The following is an 18,407-nucleotide window of genomic DNA, read 5'->3' as shown; positions in this document are numbered from 1 at the left end:
CAGAGATGATGAAAACGAAGATCGCCGTGGCAGTGCTGCTGTCCACCTTTGCGCTGGCGCCAGCGAGCGCCGCCAAGCATGGCAAGGCAGGCAAGGCCAAACCAGCGAAGGTCGTCAAAGCCAAGGCGTCCGGCAAATCGACGAAGCACGCCGCCGCGAAAGCGAGCGTGGTGAAAGAGAGCGCCCCCAAGGCAGCACCGGCGAAAGCCGCCGCAGTGCAGCCGGCAGCCGAACGCTGGCCCGACCGGCAGTTCGACAACCTGTCCATGCAGTTCCTGACCGCGCTGTGGCGCATCGACCCCGAGGGCGCGATCGAAGTGGGCAAGTTCGACACCGCCGCACGCGTGACCATTCCCGACCGCGAGACGCGCGCCAAGCGCCTGGCCTTTACCGAAGAATGGCTGGAGAAGCTGCGCGCGTTGAAATCGGAGCGGCTGTCGGCCAAGCAGCGCACCGACCAGGCGCTCCTGATCAACAAGCTGGAGAACGACCGCTGGCGCCTGGCCACGTTCAAGGAGTTCGAGTGGAACCCGGCGCAGTACAACGTGGCCCAATCGCTCGACCTGATCATGAACACCGAGTACGCGGCCAAGCCGCAGCGGCTGCGCACGATCTTGAAGCGCCTGGCGCGCGTGCCCGACTACTATCGCGCAGCGCAGTCGTCGATCGTCAACCCGACCCACGAGCACACGCTGCTGGCGCTGTCGCAGGCGCCGGGCACGCTGGTGGTGCTGGCCGACCTGGGCAAGGCGGCGCAGGACGACACCAGCCTCACGCCGCAGGAAAAGGCGATCTTCGCGCAGCGCGTGGCCAACGCGGGCAGCGCGCTGCTGGCGTGGGTGGAGTACCTGGCGGACCTGGACAAGTCGCAGCAGCAGATGCAGCACGCGCGCTCGTTCAGGATCGGCAAGCAGCTGTATGAGCAGAAGTTCGCGCTCGAGATCCAGTCGTCGTCCACCGCCGAGCAGACCTACCGCAAGGCGCTGGCCGCGCGCGACGAGCTCCTGGCGCGCATGGACACGCTGGCCGACCAGCTGTGGACCAAAACCATGGGCAGCACGGCCAAGCCCGAGGATCGCATCAAGAAGATCGGTATGGTGATCGACAAGCTGTCCGAGCACCACACCACGCGCGAGAACTTCTTCCCCGAGATCCGCCGCCAGATCCCGCAGCTGCAGGAGTGGGTGACCTCGCACAACCTGCTCGCGCTGGACCCGAAGAAGCCGCTGGAAGTGCGCGAAACGCCGATCTACCAGCGTGGCGTGGCTGGCGCCAGCATCGATGCGCCGGGGCCGTATCGCCCGCGTGACAAGACCTGGTACAACGTCACGCCGATGGACGGCATGAGCGCGGCCCAGGCCGAGAGCAGCCTGCGCGAGTACAACGACTGGATGCTGCAAATCCTGAACATGCACGAGGCGATTCCGGGCCACTACGCGCAGCTGGTGTACGCGAACCGCTCGCCGTCGCTGGTCAAGTCGCTGTTCGGTAACGGCGCCATGATCGAGGGCTGGGCGGTGTACGGCGAGCGCCTGATGCTCGACGCCGGCTATGGCGACAATGCGCCGGAGATGTGGCTCATGTGGTGCAAGTGGAACCTGCGCAGCGTGACCAACACCATCCTCGACTACAGCGTGCACGTGCTGGGCATGACGCAGGAGCAGGCGCTGGACCTGCTGGTGCGCCAGGCCTTCCAGACGCGCCAGGAAGCCGAGGAGAAGTGGCGCCGGGTGCAGCTGTCGTCGGTGCAGCTGACCAGCTACTTCAGCGGCTACAGCGACATCATGGAACTGCGCGAGAAACGCAAGCAGGCGCTGGGCGAACGCTTCGACCTGCGCCAGTTCAACGAGCAGTTCCTCAGCTACGGCAACGCGCCGGTGCGCGTGATCGGCGAGCTGATGCAGCAACAATAGCCCCACCGCCGTCGTCCCGTCGCACGACGGGACCCTTGCTGAGCTGGCACGCGCTGCTGCCCCGTTTTACTCAGCATGGGTCCCGACTCTCGTCGGGACGACGGTTCTCGGCTTGCCTCAAGGCAGCAGCTTGCGTCCGAACAAGCAGGAAATGTTTTCTGGTGGATACGATAGCCAAAGTCCCCCGCCAACATTTCCGAAAGGTATCTCATGAAGCCGCCCCGGATCGCCTGCTTGTTCCTTCCCATGCTGCTGGCCGCCTGCGCCACCACCCCGTCGATCGGCTCGTCGGGCGCGAAGACCGTCGCCACCGGTGCGGCGGCAGGCGCGACTGGCGAAAACGTCAACAGCCAGCTCGAGCACTGTCCGCAATCCTTGGGCACGATGTCGATCGTGGAAGAGGCCAGCCAGCCCTGGCTGCAGCAGATGTCGGCCGACTACCGGCTGCGCAGCACGGTGCCGCTGCTGCGCATGATCGTCCAGCAATCGAACTGCTTCGTGATCGTCGAGCGTGGCCAGGCGATGGCCAACATGCAGACCGAGCGCGCCCTGATGCAGGGCGGCGAACTGCGCCGCACCAGCAACTTTGGCAAGGGGCAGATGGTCGCGGCCGACTACACGATGACGCCGTCGATCACCTTCAGCCAGAAAAATACCGGTGGCGTCGGCGGCCTGTTGGGCGGGCGCATCGGTTCGGTGGCCTCGCTGCTGACGGGGTCGATGAAGTCGAACGAGGCCTCGACCATGCTGTTGCTGGTCGATAACCGCTCCGGCATCCAGCTGGCGGCCGCCGAGGGCAGCGCCCGCAACTGGGACATCGGGATGATGGGCACCTTCTTCGACCGGGGCCTGGCGGGCGCGAACGGATTTTCGAACACGCCGCAGGGCAAGGTGCTGGCGGCATCGTTCATGGATTCGTACAACCAGATGGTGCGCGCCGTGCGCAATTACCGGGCGCAGTCGGTGGCCGGGGGGCTGGGCAATGGTGGGATGCTCAAGACGAACTGAGCCTGCATACGGCGGTTGAACGCGTGGGCGGGAAACCCGCCCACCCTACGGTGCTCAGGCGGTCTCTTCCGGCGAGCGCGTGGCGCGCACGAAAATCGGGGCGACCAGCATACCCAGCTCGTACAGCAGGCACATCGGAATGGCCAGCGACAGCTGGCTGACGATGTCCGGCGGCGTGACGATGGCCGCGACCACGAAGGCGCCGACCACCACGTAAGGGCGGATCGAACGCAGCTTCTGCAGGCTGACGATGCCCATGCGCACCAGGATCACCACCACCACCGGCACCTCGAACGTGGCGCCGAAGGCCAGGCACATGGACATGACGAAGTCGAGGTAGTTGTCCACGTCCGGCGTGACGGCGATCGAGGTGGGCGCGAACTCGCTGATGAAGTGGAACACGCGCTTGAACACGAACACGTAGCAGAACGCCACGCCGAGCACGAACAGCAGCGACGACGAGATCACCAGCGGCAGTACCAGCCGCTTTTCGTGCGCGTACAGGCCCGGCGCGACGAACGCCCAGATCTGGTAGAACACCCACGGCAGCGCGATGATCAGGCCCAGCAGCAGCGTGAGCTTGAACGGCACAAAAAAAGGCGCCACCACGCCGGTGGCGATCATCTTGGACCCGACCGGCAGCGACTCGATCATCGGCGTGGCCAAAAAGTCATAGATTTGCGCCGGCCCCGGCCACAGGAGCAGCACCAGGCAGACGAGGGCAACGCCGATCATCGCCTTGACCAGGCGGTCACGCAGCTCGATCAGGTGGGAAATGAAGGACTCTTCGCCCGAGGCTTGGTCGGTCATCTAGAAAAACGATCTGTTGGATTTGGCGGCGGGGCGGTACTTGCGCACGCGCGCGGCGCCCGACATCACCCGGCCACGCACGCCGTTGCGGCTCTTGTACCAGGCCGGAATGGCGGAGCTGCGAACCAGCTTCTTGCGGCGGAAGTCGCGCGCCTTGCGCTCGAGGTCGGTGACGGTGGCCGAGGGCGCCGGCGGGGCCGCCGGAACGTCGCCACGCCAGGCCGATTCGACCTCGCCGATGCTGCTGGAGACGCTTTTCTCAACCTCTTCCTTGAACGACTGCGCGGTCTGCTCGACGTCCTTTTGCAGGTTGCGCAACTCCTCCAGCTCGATTTCGCGGCTGACTTCGGATTTGACCTCGTTCAGGTAACGCTGGGCGCGACCGTACAAGGTGCCGGCCATGCGCGCCACCTTGGGCAGCTTTTCAGGGCCGATCACCACCAGCGCCACCACGCCAATCAGCGCGAGCTTGGAAAGACCGAGATCGATCATGGAACGCGGTCAGGTATCAGTGACGAGTCTTTTCGCGCGTTTCCACGTCGATGGTCGTCTGGTCAGCTACCTGCTGCGGCGGCTGCGGCTGGGCCTGCTGGCTGGCAGCCGGCTGCTTTTCCTCGTCGTTCTTCATGCCGTCCTTGAAGCCCTTGACCGCCTTGCCCAGGTCGGAACCGACGTTACCCAGCTTCTTGGTGCCGAAGATCAGCACTACCACCACCAGCACGATCAGCCAGTGGCCAATACTTAACGAACCCATTGTTTTCTCCTTGCAAGGGCGCATCCCGCCCAAGAACCAACCGACAGTATAAGCGATGCGCTGCTGCCGTGGACAGAACCAGGGTTAAGTTCCGAGTCCGCGCCACGGACGCGGGCCGCCGTAGACGTGCAGGTGCAGGTGGTAGACCTCCTGGCCGCCGTTCGGGCCGCTGTTGATCAGGGTCTTGAAACCGCCGCTGAGCTTGCCGTCGGCATCCTGCTGCACTGCAATACCGTGCTCGGCGGCCAGTTTCGGGGCCAGCGCCAGCATCTTGCCCAGCAGCGCGGCGTGGCTGTCATTGCAATCAGACAACGTGGCGATGTGTTGTTTTGGGATCACCAGCAGGTGCACCGGGGCGGCCGGGTTGATGTCCTTGAAGGCGAGCAGGTCGTCGTCCTCATAGACGGTGGTGGAGGGAATTTGTTTTGCGGCGATCTTGCAGAAGATGCAGTTGTCCATGTTGTCCTCCGTGCGTCGTCCCCGCGAAGGCGGGGACCCATGCTGAGTGTGCGGTATGGAAGCGCCAACTTGGTCGCAAACTCAGCATGGATTCCCGCCTGCGCGGGAATGACGTTGTTTAATGTTTCGTCATTCCTTGCGCGCTGCTTTTTCTTCAAGGCCCGACAGCCCTTCGCGCCGGGCCAGCTCGTCCAGCACCTGCTGCGGCGTCAGGCCAAAGTTGGCCAGCATCACCATCGAGTGGAACCAGAGGTCGGCGCATTCGTACAGCACCTTGGACGCGTCGCCAGACACGCGCGCGTCCTTGGCCGCCATCACGGTCTCGGTGGCTTCCTCGCCAATCTTCTTGAGGATGGCGTCGTCGCCCTTGGCGAACAGCTTGGCCACATACGACTTGGCCGGATCGCCGCCGTTCTCGATCTTGCGCGATTCGATCACCTGCGCAATGCGCGCCAGGGTTGTGCTCATGTTATTTCTTCGGGTTGGTATAAATCATTTCCGGATCGCGCAGCACTGGCTCCACGGTGTGCCAGTCGTCGCCCTCGAACTTCTGGAAGAAGCACGAATGGCGCCCGGTATGGCAGGCGATGCCGCCGGCTTGCTCGATTTTGAGCAGCACCACGTCGTCGTCGCAGTCCAGGCGAATCTCGAGCACCTTCTGCACATGGCCGGACTCCTCGCCCTTGTGCCACAGCTTCTTGCGCGAGCGGCTCCAGTACACCGCCTCGCCCAGCTCCACCGTTTTGGCGAGCGCGTCGCGGTTCATCCAGGCGAACATGACCACGTCGCCAGTCGCCGCTTCCTGGGCGATCACCGGCACCAGGCCGTGCTCGTCCCACTTGATCTTCTTGAGCCACTTGGCGTTCGCCGCCGCGGTTGTCGGTGCCATCGTTGTTCCTTCAGTCCAGCCGCACCGGGATGCCGCGCTCGCGCATGAAGCGCTTGGCCTCGCCCACCGTGTGCTGCCCGTAGTGGAAGATGCTGGCGGCCAGCACCGCGTCGGCGTGGCCCTTGGTGATGCCGTCGGCCAGGTCGGCAAGGCCGCCCACGCCGCCGGAAGCGATCACGGGAATGCCGACCGCGTCGGACACGGCGCGCGTCAGGCCCAGGTCGAAACCGGAGCGGGTGCCGTCGCGGTCCATGCTGGTGAGCAGCAGTTCACCCGCGCCCAGCTCTTCCATCTTGCGCGCCCACTCCACGGCGTCCAGGCCCGTCGGGTTGCGTCCGCCGTGCGTGAACACTTCCCACTTGCCGGGCGCAACCTGCTTGGCGTCGATCGCCACCACGATGCACTGGGCGCCGTGCTTTTGCGAGGCGTCGAACACCAGCTGCGGGTTCTGCACCGCCGAGGTGTTCATGGATACCTTGTCGGCGCCGGCGTTGAGCAGGCGCCGCACGTCCTCGACCTTGCGCACGCCGCCGCCCACGGTAAGCGGGATGAACACGGTCGATGCCACCGCTTCGATGATCGGCAGGATCAGGTCGCGGCCGTCGGAAGACGCGGTAATGTCGAGGAAGGTGATTTCGTCCGCGCCCTGCTCGTCGTAGCGGCGCGCGATCTCGACCGGGTCGCCGGCGTCGCGCAGCTCGGTGAAGTTGACGCCCTTGACCACGCGGCCACCGGTCACGTCCAGGCAGGGGATGATGCGTTTTGCAAGCATAAGCTTAGGCTTCGGTGCCCTCGGTCAGTTCATCGGCGCGCTGCTGCGCGCTGGTCAGGTCGAGCGTGCCCTCGTAGATCGAACGGCCGCAGATGACGCCCTCGATGCCTTCGTCCTGCACGGCGCACAGTGCCTCGACGTCGGACAGGTTGTGTACACCGCCGGAGGCGATGATCGGCACCTTGACCGCCTTGGCCAGCTTGACGGTGGCGTCGATGTTCACGCCGGCCATCATGCCGTCGCGGCCGATGTCGGTGTACACGATCGATTCCACGCCGTAGCCCTCGAACTTGCGGGCCAGGTCGATGACCTCGTGGCCGGACATCTTGCTCCAGCCGTCGGTGGCGACCTTGCCGTCCTTGGCGTCCAGGCCGACGATGATGTGGCCCGGGAAGGCGCCGCAGGCGTCGTGCAGGAAGCCCGGGCTCTTGACCGCCGCGGTGCCGATGATGATGTAGCTGATGCCGTCGTCGAGGTAGCGCTCGATGGTGTCGAGGTCGCGGATGCCGCCGCCCAGCTGGACCGGGATCTCGTCGACTTCGTTCTCGACGGCGAAGTCCTGCACCACCTTGAGGATGGACTTGACCGCCGCTTCGTTCTTGGGCTTGCCGGCAAAGGCACCGTTCAGGTCCACCAGGTGCAGGCGGCGCGCGCCTTTCTTCAGCCAGTGCAGCGCCATCTCGGCGGGATCTTCGGAAAACACGGTGGCGAGGTCCATGTCGCCCTGTTTCAGGCGAACGCAGTGACCGTCTTTCAGGTCGATGGCGGGAATCAGCAGCATGGTCGTTGACGTTGGGTTGGACAGGTTGGGATCAAGGATTCCAGTGGACGAAATTGCGATACAGGCGCAGGCCGGCGGCCGCGCTTTTCTCGGGGTGGAATTGGGTGGCGACGACATTGTCCTTCGCCACCGCGCAGCAGAACGGCGCGCCGTAGTCGGTCTCGCCGATCGTGTCGGCCGCATCTGCCGGCACCGCGTAGTAGCTGTGCACGAAGTAGAAATAGCTGTCGTCAGGGATGCCGTCCCACAGCGGGTGCGCGCGCACCTGCTTCACGCGGTTCCATCCCATCTGCGGGACCTTGAAACGGGAGCCGTCGGGCTGCAGCTTGCCGTCCAGCGCGAAGCGCACCACGCGCCCGGGCAGCAGGCCCAGGCCGGGCGTGTCGCCTTCCTCGCTGCGGTCGAACAGCATCTGCTCGCCCACGCACACGCCCATCATCGGGCGCGTTTTGGCGGCGCGCAGCAGGGCTTCCTCGACGCCTGACTCGCGCAGGCTCTTCATGCAGTCGCGCATGGCGCCCTGGCCGGGCAGCACGATGCGGTCGGCGCTGTCGATGGTGGCCACCTCGCCCGAAATGACGACGCTGGCCTCGGGCGCGACCGCGGACAAGGCCTGCGCCACGGAGCGCAGGTTACCCATGCCGTAGTCGACCACTACTATCTTGTTCATATCTGAAAATCCGGGGGCCGGTGTCTGGTTACAGGCTGCCTTTGGTGGACGGGATGGTGCCAGCGGCGCGTTCGTCAAGCTCGGTGGCCATGCGCAGCGCGCGGCCGAATGCCTTGAACACGGTCTCGCACTGGTGGTGCGCGTTCTGGCCGCGCAGGTTATCGATGTGCAGGGTCACGCCGGCATGGTTGACGAAGCCGCGGAAGAATTCGCCGGTCAGGTCCACGTCGAAGGTGCCGATCATGGCGCGCGTGAACGGCACGTGCAGTTCCAGGCCCGGGCGACCGGAAAAGTCGATCACCACGCGCGAGAGCGCCTCGTCCAGCGGCACGTAGGCATGGCCGTAGCGGCGGATACCCTTCTTGTCGCCGATCGCCTTGGCCACGGCCATGCCCAGCGTGATGCCGGTGTCCTCGACCGTGTGGTGCGCGTCGATATGCAGGTCGCCAACCGCCTCCACCTCGAGGTCGATCAGGCCATGGCGGGCGATCTGGTCGAGCATGTGGTCGAGGAAGGGCACGCCGGTGTTCAGCTTTTGCTTGCCGGTGCCGTCGAGGTTGATCGCGACGCGGATCTGCGTCTCGTTGGTGTTGCGCGTGATTTCAGCGGTGCGGCTCATGATGGAAATGCTCTGTCAGTTCAACCCAGTGATGCCTTCAGGGCATTCAGGAATACGGAATTCTCTTCCGGCGTGCTGACCGTGACGCGGATGCAGCCGGACAGCAGTTTGCCCATTTTACTCAAATTTTTGATCAGCACCCGCTCCGCGAGCAGTTTGTCGACAGTCTTATCCGCATCGGGTACCCGCACAAGCAGGAAATTGGCGGCCGACGGGAACACCTGCACGCCCGGCAGGGCCGACAGTTCGCGCTGCAGCCGGGTGCGTTCCTCGTTCAGGCGCGCGGCTTGTTCGTCGAGCACGCCGACGTGGTCGAGCGCGAACTCGGCCGCGGCCTGGGTCAGCACGTTCACGTTGTAGGGCGGGCGCACCTTTTCGAACTGCGCCAGCAGTTCCGGCGCGGCCGACATGTAGCCAAGGCGGATGCCGGCCAGGCCCAGCTTGGACAGGGTGCGCATCACGATCATGTTCGGGTGCTGCGGCAGGCGGCCCATGAAGCTCTTGCGGGCGAACGGCTGGTAGGCTTCGTCCACCACCAGCAGGCCATGCTCGCCCTGGGCTTGGGCGATGCGCACCACGTCTTCGTCGTCCGGCAGGTTGCCGGTCGGGTTGTTCGGGTAGGCCAGGTACACCACCACCGGCTTGTGCTCGGCAATGGCGGCCAGCATGGCCGGCATGTCGAGCGTGAAGTCTTCCTTGACCGGCACGCTGACGAAGTCCATGCCGGTGAGGCGGGCGCTGCGCTCGAACATCACGAACGACGGGTACGGCGCCAGCACCACGGCGCGGCGGTCCTGGCGCGCCAGCGCGGTGTCGATGATGCTGATCAGCTCATCGGAGCCGTTGCCAAGCAAGACGTCATAGCCGGCCGGTACGCCCATCTTGGCGCACACGCGCTCCTTGAGGGTGGTGTACGAGGCCAGCGGGTAGCGGTTGATCACCACCTCGGCCAGGCGTTCGCCGAGCTCGCGGCGCAGCTCGCGCGGCAGCTCGTACGGGTTTTCCATCGCGTCCAGCTTGATGTAGCCGCTGGCGTCGGGCACGTGGTAGCCCTTCTCGGCGCGCACGTCGGCGCGAATGGTGTTGGCGATCAGGTTATCGAGAAAGCTCATGCCGTTCCCTCCTTTTGTAGCGGCGCGGCCTTGGCCGCGGCCTTGCGTTTCCTGGCGACTGCCGGCGCCATGTCGGGCGCGGCCAGCCGCGCTTCGATGATCTCGCAGTAGGCGGGATTCAGTTCAAAACCGGTGAAATTGCGGCCCGTTCGCTTGGCCGCGAGCGCGGTGGTGCCACTGCCCATGAACGGGTCGAGCACGGTGCCGCCCGGCGGGCACGATGCCTTGACCATGCGCTCGATGATCTCGAGCGGCTTTTGGGTCGGGTGGTCGGCGCGCTCGGGATGCTCGCGGTGCAGGCGCGACACGCTCCACACGTCCTTGGGGTTGTAGCCCACTTCCAGCCACTTGGCGCCGACGAAGATCGAGCGCGAGCGCGCCTTCTTGGTCTCGGGGTCGTACGGGATGCGCACTGCGTCCAGGTCGAAGTAGTAATCGCGGCGCTTGACAAAGAAGCCGATGGTGTCGTGCACCGACGAGAAGCTGCGGGTGCTGCCGCCCATCGAGGGCACGCGGCGGTCCCAGATAATCTCGTTCATCATCGTCATGCGCTTTTTCAGCATCACGAAGATCTCCGGCGCAAAGCGCCAGGTGAGGAAGATGTACAGGCTGCCGTTGGGCTTGAGCTTTGGGAGCGCGGTGTCGATCCACTGCTCGGTCCAGGCCAGGTAGTCCTCCACGCTCTGCTGGTCCGAGGCGTTGCCGTAGTCCTTGCCGAGGTTGTAGGGCGGGTCGGTCAGGATCAGGTCGATCGAAGCATCCGGGATGCGCGCCATGCCGGCCAGCGCATCCTCGCAGAAGACCTGGTTGACCCAGCCCGCACTCATGAGGCGGGCTTCAGGCGCAGCTCCGCGCTCCTGGCGTGGGCCTGCAGCCCTTCGCCGTAAGCCAGCTCGGCGGCCACGCGGCCGAGCGTCTGCGCCCCGGCCTCGCTCACGTTGATGATCGAGGAGCGCTTCTGGAAATCGTACACGCCCAGCGGCGACGAAAAACGCGCGGTGCGCGAAGTCGGCAGCACGTGGTTCGGGCCGCAGCAGTAGTCGCCCAGCGACTCGGACGAGAAGCGGCCGAGGAACATGGCGCCGGCGTGGCGGATCTTGTCGGCCCACTGCTGCGGGTGCTCGGCAGAGATCTCCAGGTGCTCGGCGGCGATGGCGTTGGCGATCGCGCAGGCTTCATCCATGTCGCGCACCTTGATCAGCGCGCCACGGTCCGACAGCGAGGTCTCGATCGTCGCGCTGCGCGGCATGGTCGGCAGCAGCTTGTGGATGCTCGCTTCCACCCTGGCGATGTAGTCCGCGTCCGGACACAGCAGGATGGCCTGCGCCAGCTCGTCGTGCTCGGCCTGCGAGAACAGGTCCATCGCCACCCAGTCCGGGTCGGTGGTGCCGTCGCACAGCACCAGGATCTCGGACGGGCCGGCGATCATGTCGATGCCCACGGTGCCGAACACGCGGCGCTTGGCGGCGGCCACGTAGGCATTGCCGGGGCCGACGATCTTGTCCACCGCCGGAATGGTCTCGGTGCCGTAAGCCAGCGCGCCAACCGCCTGCGCGCCGCCGATGGTGATCACGCGGGTGACGCCCGCGATCGCGGCAGCCGCCAGCACCATCTGGTTCTTCACGCCGTCCGGGGTCGGCACCACCATCACGATTTCCTTCACGCCCGCCACCTGTGCCGGAATCGCGTTCATCAGCACCGACGACGGATAGGCGGCCTTGCCGCCCGGGACGTAGATGCCGACGCGGTCCAGCGGCGTGACGCGCTGGCCCAGCACGGTGCCATCAGGCTCGGTGTAGGTGAAGCCGTTCAGTTCCTGCTTCTGGCGTTCGTGGAACACGCGGATGCGCTCGGCCGCGGTCTGCAGTGCCTTGCGCTGCGCTTCGGGCAGCGCGGCCAAGGCCTCGTCCAGTTCCTGCTGCTGCAGGTCAAACGCGGCCATGCTGGCGGCGCCGCCCGGAATGCGATCGAAACGGTTGGTGTATTCGAGCACCGCGGCGTCGCCGCGTTTTTTCACGTCCGCGAGGATCCTGGCGACCGCGCCTTCGATCGCATCGTCGGTCTCGGCCTCGAAGGCCAGCAGTGCCGACAGGGTTTGCTGAAAGCCGGGCGCGGTGGAGTCGAGTTTGCGGATTTGTACTGCCATGATCAGCCTTGTGTCCTTGATGCGCGCTCGAAGGCGTCGAGAATCGGCTGCAGCCGCTCGCGCTTGAGCTTGAGCGCGGCCTGGTTCACCACCAGCCGCGACGAGATTTCCATGATCTTTTCGACTTCGACCAGGTTGTTGGCGCGCAGCGTGCCGCCGGTCGAGACCACGTCCACGATCGCGTCGGACAGGCCCACCAGCGGCGCCAGCTCCATCGAGCCGTACAGCTTGATCAGGTCCACGTGCACGCCCTTGGACGCGAAGTGCTCGCGCGCGGTGTGCACGAACTTGGTGGCCACGCGCAGGCGCGCGCCCTGGCGCACCGCGGTTTCGTAGTCGAAGCCGGCGTTGACGGCCACCGACAGGCGGCAGCGCGCGATATTCAGGTCGATCGGCTGGTACAGGCCCTCGCCGCCGTGCTCGAGCAGCACGTCCTTGCCGGCCACGCCGAAGTCGGCGGCGCCATGCTGCACGTAGGTCGGCACGTCGCTGGCGCGCACGATCAGCACGCGCACGCCGGGGTCGTTGGTGGGCAGGATCAGCTTGCGCGAGGTCTCCGGGTTCTCGGTGACCGTGATCCCGGCTGCCGCCAGCAGCGGCAGGGTGTCTTCGAAAATGCGGCCCTTCGACAGCGCCAGGATGAGCTGTGGTTCAGCCGTATTGGTGTTATTCATATAAATCGTTACTTGATGCGGACGATATCCGCGCCCACTGCCGACAGCTTCACTTCCATCTGGTCGTAGCCGCGGTCGAGGTGGTAAATGCGGTCGATCAGGGTGGTGCCCTGGGCCGCTATGCCGGCGATGACTAGCGACGCCGAGGCGCGCAAGTCGGTTGCCATCACGGGCGCGCCCACCAGCCGGTCCACGCCTTGGATGAAGGCGGTGTTACCGTCGATTTCAATCGCGGCGCCCAGGCGGTTGAGCTCCTGCACGTGCATGAAGCGGTTCTCGAAAATCGTCTCGGTGACGCGGCTGGCGCCCTCGGCGATGGCGTTCACCGCCATGAACTGCGCCTGCATGTCGGTCGGGAAGCCCGGGTACTCGGTGGTGCGGAACGAGACCGCGCGCGGGCGCTTGTCCATGCGCGCGCGGATCGTGTTCTCGCCCAGGGTCAGGTCCAGTCCCATCTCGCGCAGCTTGTCCAGCGCCACGTCGAGGATGTCGGTGCGGGTGCGGGTGAGCACGATGTCGCCGCCGGTGGCCGCCACCGCGCACAGGAAGGTGCCGGCCTCGATGCGGTCGGAGATCACGCCGTGGCTTGCGCCGTTCAGCGCGTTCACGCCCTGGATCACCAGGCGGTCGGTGCCGATGCCGTCGATCTTCGCGCCCATCTTCACCAAGAGGTGCGCCAGGTCGGTCACCTCGGGCTCGCGTGCGGCGTTTTCCAGCACCGTTTCGCCCTCGGCCAGCACGGCTGCCATCAACAGGTTCTCGGTGCCGGTCACGGTGATCATGTCGGTGTGGATGCGCGCGCCCTTCAGGCGGGCGCACTTGGCGTGGATGTAGCCGCCTTCGATGCTGATCTCGGCGCCCATCTGGCGCAGGCCCTTGATGTGCTGGTCCACCGGGCGCGAGCCGATCGCGCAGCCGCCCGGCAGCGAGACCTTGGCTTCGCCGAAGCGCGCCAAGAGCGGGCCGAGCACCAGGATCGAGGCGCGCATGGTCTTGACCATTTCGTAAGGCGCAACCAGGTTGTCGATGTTGGCGCCGTTGAGCGTGACGTTCTCGCCGTCCTGCTCCACCGACAGGCCGGTCTGGGCCAGCAGCTTGAGCATGGTCTTCACGTCGTGCAGGTGCGGCACGTTCGTCAGTTTCACGTCCTGCGCGGTCAACAGGCCCGCGCACAGGATCGGCAGCGCCGCGTTCTTGGCGCCGGAGATGGCGATTTCGCCCTGCAGGCGCTTGCCGCCCACGATCTGCAGCTTGTCCATGCTTATCCTTGGTATTCGGCCGGGGTCAGGGTTTTCATCGACAGCGCGTGGATCTCTTCGCGCATGCGCTCGCCCAGCGCCGCGTACACCAGCTGGTGGCGCTGGATCAGGCGCTTGCCTTCGAAGGCCGGCGAGACGATGGTCGCGAAGAAGTGCTGGCCGTCGCCTTCCACCTCGAGGTGGGTGCATTCGAGGCCGTTCTTGATGTAACTGTGGATCAGTTCGGGAGTGGTCGCCACGATAATTCCTTGAAAGCGTTCTTAGTGGCGCAGCTTGTAGCCGCGCTTGAGCAGGTTGATGGCGACGGCTGCCAGCACCGCGAAAAACACGGCGACAATGGCAAGGCTGGTCCAGGGCGAGACATCCGACTTGCCGAAGAAGCCGTAGCGGAACCCGTCAATCATATAAAAGAACGGATTGAAATGCGAGACTGCCAGCCAGAACGGCGGCAGCTTCTTGATTGAATAGAATACACCGGCCAGGAAGGTGGCAGGCATGATCAGGAAGTTCTGGAACGCGGCCAGCTGGTCGAATTTCTCGGCCCAGATACCGGCGATCACGCCCATCGTGCCCAGGATCGCGGCGCCCAGGAAGGCAAACACCAGGATCCACAGCGGCGCCGTGAACGCCAGGTGCGCGAACCAGGCCGTGATCAAAAAGACACCGGCGCCCACCGCGATGCCGCGCACCACCGAGGCCGCCACGTAGGCGGAGATGATCTCCCAATGCGACAGGGGCGGCAGCAGGATGAACACCAGGTTGCCGGTGATTTTGGACTGGATCAGCGAGGACGAGGAGTTGGCGAACGCGTTCTGCAGCACGCTCATCATCACCAGGCCCGGGATCAGGAAGGCGGTGTAGGTCACGCCTTCGAGCATTTCGACCCGGCCTTCGAGCACGTTGCCGAAGATGAGGAGGTACAGCATCGAGGTGACGATCGGCGCGGCGATGGTCTGCGTGGCCACCTTCCAGAAGCGCAGCGTCTCCTTGTAGAACAGGGTGCGGAAACCCACGGACAGCATGCTCATTGGGCTTCCCCTTCCATGATCTGGATGAAAATGTCTTCCAGGTCGGCCTGCTGCAGCTGCATCTCGTCGATGACGGCGCCGCCTTCGCGCAGGCGCGCAAGGATGCCTTCGACCTCGGACGGCGCATTGACGCGCAGGCTGACGCGGTTGCCGTTGCCGCTCGCATCGTGCGACACCAGCGCGCGCAGCGACTCGGGCAGCGCGCCTCTCTTGATGTGCACCACCAGCTGCGAGCCGGACACGCGGCGCAGCAGGCCCTGCATCGAATCGAGCGCCACCACCTTGCCCAGCTTGAGCATGGCCACGCGCTGGCACATGGCCTCGGCTTCTTCAAGGTAGTGGGTGGTCAGCACGACGGTGTGGCCTTCGCGGTTCAGGCGGCCGATGAACTTCCACAGGGTCTGGCGCAGTTCCACGTCCACGCCGGCGGTCGGCTCGTCGAGCACGATCACGGGCGGCTTGTGCACCAGCGCCTGCGCCACCAGCACGCGCCGCTTCATGCCGCCGGAGAGCGCGCGCATGTTGACGTCGGCCTTGTTGGTCAGGTCGAGGTTTTCCATCACCTCGTCGATCCACTTGTCGTTGTTCTTGATGCCGAAGTAGCCGGACTGCAGGCGCAGCGTCTCGCGCACGGTGAAGAAGGGGTCGAACACCAGCTCCTGCGGCACCACGCCGAGCTTCTTGCGCGCTTCACGGAAATCGGTGACGACGTCGTGGCCGTGGATGGTCACGCTGCCCGCATCGGGGCGGATCAGGCCGGCCACGGTGGAAATCAGGGTGGTCTTGCCGGCGCCGTTGGGGCCGAGCAGGCCGAAGAATTCGCCTTCTTCGACCGTCAGGGAAACGCCCTTGAGGGCCTTGAAGCCCTTGTAGCTTTTCTCGACGTTGCTAATCTGGATCGCTGTCATTCTTGTTCGAGGCCGGCCAGGAGCGGCCGCCTTGCGGGGAAACGACCCATTATAGGGGAAATCGAAACTGGAAGAGGCTGGTGGGGATATTTACGACATGCGCCACGTCGTCCCCGGACTCGCCGTCCGCCTTGGCGGGGACCCATGGACCGCGTGGTTGAATGCGCGTTGACGCCGCAGGCCCGCCAGCTCAGCATGGGTCCCGGCCTTCGCCGGGACGACGAGGCTGAAGGCGCCGGTTTTTCAGCTGCCCGGCAGCAGGTCGTCCACGCCGTACAGGCGCGCCAGCGAGTGCACGTTGGCCGGCACGTGGATGAAGGACAGCCGCTGCCCGGCCGCCAGCGCCCGGCGCTGCCAGGCCAGCATCACCGCAACGCCGGTCGAATCGGCCGCCTTCACGCCACCCAGGTCGAACACGGTCTCGCCGGCGGCGATCGCGGCCAGGCCCTGGTCGAGCGCGGCGCGGCCGGACGCGAAGGTCAGCGCATCGAGCGACAGCATCGGGTTCGCTTCGGCCATGGAGGTTACCTCTTCGGCGCCTGCAGCGGCTTGCTGGCCAGCTGCTGGTTGCGCTCGTGGAGCTTCTTGATCAGGCCATCGACGCCGCCCTTGCTGATCTCGGACGCGAAGGTGCTCTTGTAGGTCTCGACCAGCCACGCGCCCAGCACGTTCAGGTCGAAGATCTTCCAGCCCTGCGGCGTCTTGGACAGGCGGTAGTTCAGCGTGATCGGTTCGCCGCGGGTCATGTTCACCTGCGAGCGCACCTCGACTTCGGTATCGGCCGGGTCGGCGCGGAACGGCTTGAATTCGAGCGTCTCGTTGCGGATCTGCGCCAGCGCGCCCGAGTAGGTGTACACCAGCAGGGTGCGGAACTCGTCGGCCAGGGCCTTCTGCTGTTCCGGCGTGGCCTGGCGCCAGAAGCGGCCGGCGGCCAGCTGGGTCATCTTCTGCGAGTCCACGTAGGGCAGGATCTTCTCGTTGACCAGGTCCATGATCTTGTTGCGGTTGCCGGCCTGGATGTCCTTGTCCGACTTGACCGAGTCGATCACGTCGGTGGCGATGCGCTTGACCAGCACGTCCGGCGCCTCGGCGGAGGCCGGCGCGGGAGCGGCCAGCACGGCGGTCGCGAACATGGCGGCGGGGACGGTAACGATCAGTTGTGCGATAGGTTTCATAAATATTCTTCCATTCGTTAGCGGGGCTGCCCGCGCTCGGTTCGTGGCGCGCGGCAGTGGCGTGTTAACTACTTTTGCGGTTCTTTGGATGACGGCGCAGCCTGCGGCGGCGGCGCAGCATCGCCCTCGTCGCCGTAGGCCTTCTTCATGTCGACCTTGCCGCTGGCCTCGTCGTCGCCGTAGGCGTCTTTCATATCGACCTTGCCGCTGGGCTCCTGCTCTTCATGCTGCCCCTGCTGGCGCAGCCGCTTCTCGTGCTTTTCCTGCGAGCGCTCGTCGTCGTAGACGCGGCTGGCGCGGCGCTGCAGGTAGCCGTCGCGGATGAACTCGTAGCGGTCGAGCGCTGCCTCTTCCAGCAAGTTGGACGCGTCCAGGATCGATGCGCGCTGGTCCACCGCACGCACGCCGATGCCGACGTTGCGCCAGTTGACCGGCATCTTGTGCGACCACGGGTCGCCCCACAAGTCGGCCGGAAGGGCAACGGTATCACGCACGGTAGATGGGCCCAGGATCGGCAACATCAAGTAGGGCCCGCTTGGCACGCCCCAGTAGCCGAGCGTCTGGCCCAGGTCTTCGTTGTGTTTACGCAACCCTGCGGGGGTGGCAATGTCGAGCACCCCGAAAATGCCGAAGGTCGAGTTGAAGGCAAAACGGGTCAGGTCGTTCATGCCATCTCGCCCTTTTGCCTGGGCAAGATTGTTCACCCCGCTCCAGGCATCGGTCAGGTTGCCGAAGAAATTGTTCACCCCGGTCTGCACAAAGCTCGGGGTGTGCTCCTTGTACAGCGTGGCGGCCGGCTTGAGCGCGGCGCGGTCCACGGTGTCGTTGAAGGTGAACACGGCGCGGTTGAACTTCTCGAGCGGGTCCTGCGGGTTGGCCGGCGTTGCGCAGCCGGTGAGCAGGACGGAGGCGGCCACGCCACCGAAGAGGGACAGCTGGCGGATCATTGCTGGGCGCCCCCTTCCTTGCCGCCTTCGGCAGCCTTGTTGTAGATGAACTGGTTGATCAGGTCTTCCAGCACCGCGGCGGACTGGGTGTGGGCAATGCGATCGCCATCGACCAGGTTGTTGGTGTCGCCGCCCGGCTCGATGCCGACGTACTGCTCGCCCAAGAGGCCCGCGGTCAGGATCTTCAGCGAGCTATCCTTGGGAAACTTGTACTGCGGCTGCAGGTCGAGGCGCACCAGGGCCTGGAAGGACTTGTCGTCAAAATTGATGTCGCCCACGCGCCCGACCACCACGCCCGCGCTCTTGACCGGCGCCTGCGGCTTGAGGCCGCCGATGTTGTCGAACTTGGCGGTGACGGCATAGGTCTTGGTGAACGAGATGGTGCTCATGTTGCCGGCCTTCAGGGCCAGGAACAGCAAGGCCAAGGCGCCGAGCACGACAAACAGGCCCACCCAGACGTCGATAATTTTGCGATGCATACTT

At 65.3% G+C, this 18,407-nt stretch carries 24 protein-coding genes; 2 read left to right on the top strand and 22 right to left on the bottom strand.

Annotated features, from left to right (window positions below):
- Window positions 1-5 precede the first annotated feature (5 nt).
- On the top strand, window positions 6-1,913 hold the full coding sequence (locus NX774_RS20760) for a DUF885 domain-containing protein (protein ID WP_258824191.1): 1,908 nt from the start codon (window positions 6-8) through the stop codon (window positions 1,911-1,913).
- Window positions 1,914-2,123: 210 nt separating this feature from the next.
- Window positions 2,124-2,921, top strand: coding sequence for a CsgG/HfaB family protein (locus NX774_RS20755; RefSeq protein ID WP_258824190.1), 798 nt, complete (start codon window positions 2,124-2,126; stop codon window positions 2,919-2,921).
- Window positions 2,922-2,975: 54 nt separating this feature from the next.
- On the opposite strand, the gene tatC is transcribed toward NX774_RS20755, so the two are convergent.
- The 22 genes from tatC to mlaD form a co-directional block, all read right to left on the bottom strand.
- Window positions 2,976-3,731 (bottom strand): twin-arginine translocase subunit TatC, encoded by a 756-nt coding sequence (tatC, locus tag NX774_RS20750; protein ID WP_258824189.1) that lies wholly within the window; start codon window positions 3,729-3,731, stop codon window positions 2,976-2,978.
- Window positions 3,732-4,223: a Sec-independent protein translocase protein TatB gene (gene tatB / locus NX774_RS20745; protein WP_258824188.1), complete on the bottom strand. Its 492-nt coding sequence runs from the start codon at window positions 4,221-4,223 to the stop codon at window positions 3,732-3,734.
- Window positions 4,224-4,239: 16 nt separating this feature from the next.
- The gene (gene tatA / locus NX774_RS20740; protein ID WP_258824187.1) at window positions 4,240-4,485 is read right to left on the bottom strand and encodes a Sec-independent protein translocase subunit TatA; all 246 of its coding nucleotides are present in this window, start codon (window positions 4,483-4,485) and stop codon (window positions 4,240-4,242) included.
- Between the two features lie 84 nt (window positions 4,486-4,569).
- Entirely contained in the window at window positions 4,570-4,944 is a 375-nt protein-coding gene (locus NX774_RS20735; RefSeq protein WP_258824186.1) for a histidine triad nucleotide-binding protein, read from the bottom strand.
- A 129-nt stretch (window positions 4,945-5,073) separates the two neighbouring features.
- A complete protein-coding gene (locus NX774_RS20730) occupies window positions 5,074-5,412 on the bottom strand; it encodes a phosphoribosyl-ATP diphosphatase (protein WP_258824185.1) in 339 nt (112 codons plus the stop codon).
- 1 nt (window position 5,413) lies between these two features.
- Window positions 5,414-5,833, bottom strand: coding sequence for a phosphoribosyl-AMP cyclohydrolase (gene hisI / locus NX774_RS20725; RefSeq protein WP_258824184.1), 420 nt, complete (start codon window positions 5,831-5,833; stop codon window positions 5,414-5,416).
- A gap of 10 nt (window positions 5,834-5,843) precedes the next feature.
- Window positions 5,844-6,605: an imidazole glycerol phosphate synthase subunit HisF gene (hisF, locus tag NX774_RS20720; protein ID WP_258824183.1), complete on the bottom strand. Its 762-nt coding sequence runs from the start codon at window positions 6,603-6,605 to the stop codon at window positions 5,844-5,846.
- Window positions 6,606-6,609: 4 nt separating this feature from the next.
- Complete coding sequence (hisA, locus tag NX774_RS20715) at window positions 6,610-7,386, bottom strand: 1-(5-phosphoribosyl)-5-[(5-phosphoribosylamino)methylideneamino]imidazole-4-carboxamide isomerase (RefSeq protein ID WP_258824182.1); 777 nt, start codon at window positions 7,384-7,386, stop codon at window positions 6,610-6,612.
- Between the two features lie 31 nt (window positions 7,387-7,417).
- On the bottom strand, window positions 7,418-8,056 hold the full coding sequence (gene hisH / locus NX774_RS20710) for an imidazole glycerol phosphate synthase subunit HisH (protein WP_258824181.1): 639 nt from the start codon (window positions 8,054-8,056) through the stop codon (window positions 7,418-7,420).
- Between the two features lie 28 nt (window positions 8,057-8,084).
- Window positions 8,085-8,675 carry an imidazoleglycerol-phosphate dehydratase HisB gene (gene hisB / locus NX774_RS20705; RefSeq protein WP_258824180.1) on the bottom strand — a complete coding sequence of 197 codons (591 nt, stop codon included), beginning with the start codon at window positions 8,673-8,675 and terminating at the stop codon, window positions 8,085-8,087.
- A 20-nt stretch (window positions 8,676-8,695) separates the two neighbouring features.
- Window positions 8,696-9,787, bottom strand: a complete 1,092-nt coding sequence (gene hisC / locus NX774_RS20700) for a histidinol-phosphate transaminase (RefSeq protein ID WP_258824179.1) — start codon at window positions 9,785-9,787, stop codon at window positions 8,696-8,698.
- Window positions 9,784-10,614: a DNA-methyltransferase gene (locus NX774_RS20695; RefSeq protein ID WP_258824178.1), complete on the bottom strand. Its 831-nt coding sequence runs from the start codon at window positions 10,612-10,614 to the stop codon at window positions 9,784-9,786. Before NX774_RS20695 ends, hisC begins: the two co-directional genes overlap by 4 nt.
- On the bottom strand, window positions 10,611-11,933 hold the full coding sequence (hisD, locus tag NX774_RS20690; RefSeq protein ID WP_258824177.1) for a histidinol dehydrogenase: 1,323 nt from the start codon (window positions 11,931-11,933) through the stop codon (window positions 10,611-10,613). The genes NX774_RS20695 and hisD overlap by 4 nt, the downstream gene beginning before the upstream one ends.
- 2 nt (window positions 11,934-11,935) lie before the next feature.
- On the bottom strand, window positions 11,936-12,607 hold the full coding sequence (hisG, locus tag NX774_RS20685; RefSeq protein WP_258824176.1) for an ATP phosphoribosyltransferase: 672 nt from the start codon (window positions 12,605-12,607) through the stop codon (window positions 11,936-11,938).
- A gap of 8 nt (window positions 12,608-12,615) precedes the next feature.
- Window positions 12,616-13,866, bottom strand: coding sequence for a UDP-N-acetylglucosamine 1-carboxyvinyltransferase (gene murA / locus NX774_RS20680; protein WP_258824175.1), 1,251 nt, complete (start codon window positions 13,864-13,866; stop codon window positions 12,616-12,618).
- A gap of 2 nt (window positions 13,867-13,868) precedes the next feature.
- Window positions 13,869-14,105: a BolA family protein gene (locus NX774_RS20675; RefSeq protein ID WP_258824174.1), complete on the bottom strand. Its 237-nt coding sequence runs from the start codon at window positions 14,103-14,105 to the stop codon at window positions 13,869-13,871.
- 21 nt (window positions 14,106-14,126) lie between these two features.
- Entirely contained in the window at window positions 14,127-14,894 is a 768-nt protein-coding gene (locus NX774_RS20670) for an ABC transporter permease (protein ID WP_258824173.1), read from the bottom strand.
- Complete coding sequence (locus tag NX774_RS20665) at window positions 14,891-15,802, bottom strand: ABC transporter ATP-binding protein (RefSeq protein WP_258824172.1); 912 nt, start codon at window positions 15,800-15,802, stop codon at window positions 14,891-14,893. The genes NX774_RS20670 and NX774_RS20665 overlap by 4 nt, the downstream gene beginning before the upstream one ends.
- 243 nt (window positions 15,803-16,045) lie before the next feature.
- Complete coding sequence (locus tag NX774_RS20660; protein ID WP_258824171.1) at window positions 16,046-16,321, bottom strand: STAS domain-containing protein; 276 nt, start codon at window positions 16,319-16,321, stop codon at window positions 16,046-16,048.
- A 5-nt stretch (window positions 16,322-16,326) separates the two neighbouring features.
- A complete protein-coding gene (locus tag NX774_RS20655; protein WP_258824170.1) occupies window positions 16,327-16,977 on the bottom strand; it encodes an MlaC/ttg2D family ABC transporter substrate-binding protein in 651 nt (216 codons plus the stop codon).
- A 68-nt stretch (window positions 16,978-17,045) separates the two neighbouring features.
- Entirely contained in the window at window positions 17,046-17,924 is an 879-nt protein-coding gene (locus NX774_RS20650; RefSeq protein ID WP_258824169.1) for an MlaA family lipoprotein, read from the bottom strand.
- Window positions 17,921-18,403, bottom strand: coding sequence for an outer membrane lipid asymmetry maintenance protein MlaD (gene mlaD / locus NX774_RS20645; protein WP_258824168.1), 483 nt, complete (start codon window positions 18,401-18,403; stop codon window positions 17,921-17,923). Before mlaD ends, NX774_RS20650 begins: the two co-directional genes overlap by 4 nt.
- Window positions 18,404-18,407 lie beyond the last annotated feature (4 nt).

The sequence above is a fragment of the Massilia agilis genome (assembly GCF_024756255.1).
Lineage (GTDB): Bacteria > Pseudomonadota > Gammaproteobacteria > Burkholderiales > Burkholderiaceae_D > Telluria > Telluria agilis.
The sequence above is the reverse complement of the archived record's forward strand: the minus strand, read 5'-3'. Positions and strand labels throughout refer to the sequence as shown.

Bases quoted from the DNA above. Each gene is read 5' to 3' on its own strand.
- NX774_RS20760 (WP_258824191.1), top strand. From the start codon at position 6: ATGATGAAAACGAAGATCGCCGTGGCAGTGCTGCTGTCCACCTTTGCG.
- NX774_RS20755 (WP_258824190.1), top strand. From the start codon at position 2,124: ATGAAGCCGCCCCGGATCGCCTGCTTGTTCCTTCCCATGCTGCTGGCC.
- tatC (WP_258824189.1), bottom strand. From the start codon at position 3,731: ATGACCGACCAAGCCTCGGGCGAAGAGTCCTTCATTTCCCACCTGATC.
- tatB (WP_258824188.1), bottom strand. From the start codon at position 4,223: ATGATCGATCTCGGTCTTTCCAAGCTCGCGCTGATTGGCGTGGTGGCG.
- tatA (WP_258824187.1), bottom strand. From the start codon at position 4,485: ATGGGTTCGTTAAGTATTGGCCACTGGCTGATCGTGCTGGTGGTGGTA.
- NX774_RS20735 (WP_258824186.1), bottom strand. From the start codon at position 4,944: ATGGACAACTGCATCTTCTGCAAGATCGCCGCAAAACAAATTCCCTCC.
- NX774_RS20730 (WP_258824185.1), bottom strand. From the start codon at position 5,412: ATGAGCACAACCCTGGCGCGCATTGCGCAGGTGATCGAATCGCGCAAG.
- hisI (WP_258824184.1), bottom strand. From the start codon at position 5,833: ATGGCACCGACAACCGCGGCGGCGAACGCCAAGTGGCTCAAGAAGATC.
- hisF (WP_258824183.1), bottom strand. From the start codon at position 6,605: ATGCTTGCAAAACGCATCATCCCCTGCCTGGACGTGACCGGTGGCCGC.
- hisA (WP_258824182.1), bottom strand. From the start codon at position 7,386: ATGCTGCTGATTCCCGCCATCGACCTGAAAGACGGTCACTGCGTTCGC.
- hisH (WP_258824181.1), bottom strand. From the start codon at position 8,056: ATGAACAAGATAGTAGTGGTCGACTACGGCATGGGTAACCTGCGCTCC.
- hisB (WP_258824180.1), bottom strand. From the start codon at position 8,675: ATGAGCCGCACCGCTGAAATCACGCGCAACACCAACGAGACGCAGATC.
- hisC (WP_258824179.1), bottom strand. From the start codon at position 9,787: ATGAGCTTTCTCGATAACCTGATCGCCAACACCATTCGCGCCGACGTG.
- NX774_RS20695 (WP_258824178.1), bottom strand. From the start codon at position 10,614: ATGAGTGCGGGCTGGGTCAACCAGGTCTTCTGCGAGGATGCGCTGGCC.
- hisD (WP_258824177.1), bottom strand. From the start codon at position 11,933: ATGGCAGTACAAATCCGCAAACTCGACTCCACCGCGCCCGGCTTTCAG.
- hisG (WP_258824176.1), bottom strand. From the start codon at position 12,607: ATGAATAACACCAATACGGCTGAACCACAGCTCATCCTGGCGCTGTCG.
- murA (WP_258824175.1), bottom strand. From the start codon at position 13,866: ATGGACAAGCTGCAGATCGTGGGCGGCAAGCGCCTGCAGGGCGAAATC.
- NX774_RS20670 (WP_258824173.1), bottom strand. From the start codon at position 14,894: ATGAGCATGCTGTCCGTGGGTTTCCGCACCCTGTTCTACAAGGAGACG.
- NX774_RS20665 (WP_258824172.1), bottom strand. From the start codon at position 15,802: ATGACAGCGATCCAGATTAGCAACGTCGAGAAAAGCTACAAGGGCTTC.
- NX774_RS20660 (WP_258824171.1), bottom strand. From the start codon at position 16,321: ATGGCCGAAGCGAACCCGATGCTGTCGCTCGATGCGCTGACCTTCGCG.
- NX774_RS20655 (WP_258824170.1), bottom strand. From the start codon at position 16,977: ATGAAACCTATCGCACAACTGATCGTTACCGTCCCCGCCGCCATGTTC.
- NX774_RS20650 (WP_258824169.1), bottom strand. From the start codon at position 17,924: ATGATCCGCCAGCTGTCCCTCTTCGGTGGCGTGGCCGCCTCCGTCCTG.
- mlaD (WP_258824168.1), bottom strand. From the start codon at position 18,403: ATGCATCGCAAAATTATCGACGTCTGGGTGGGCCTGTTTGTCGTGCTC.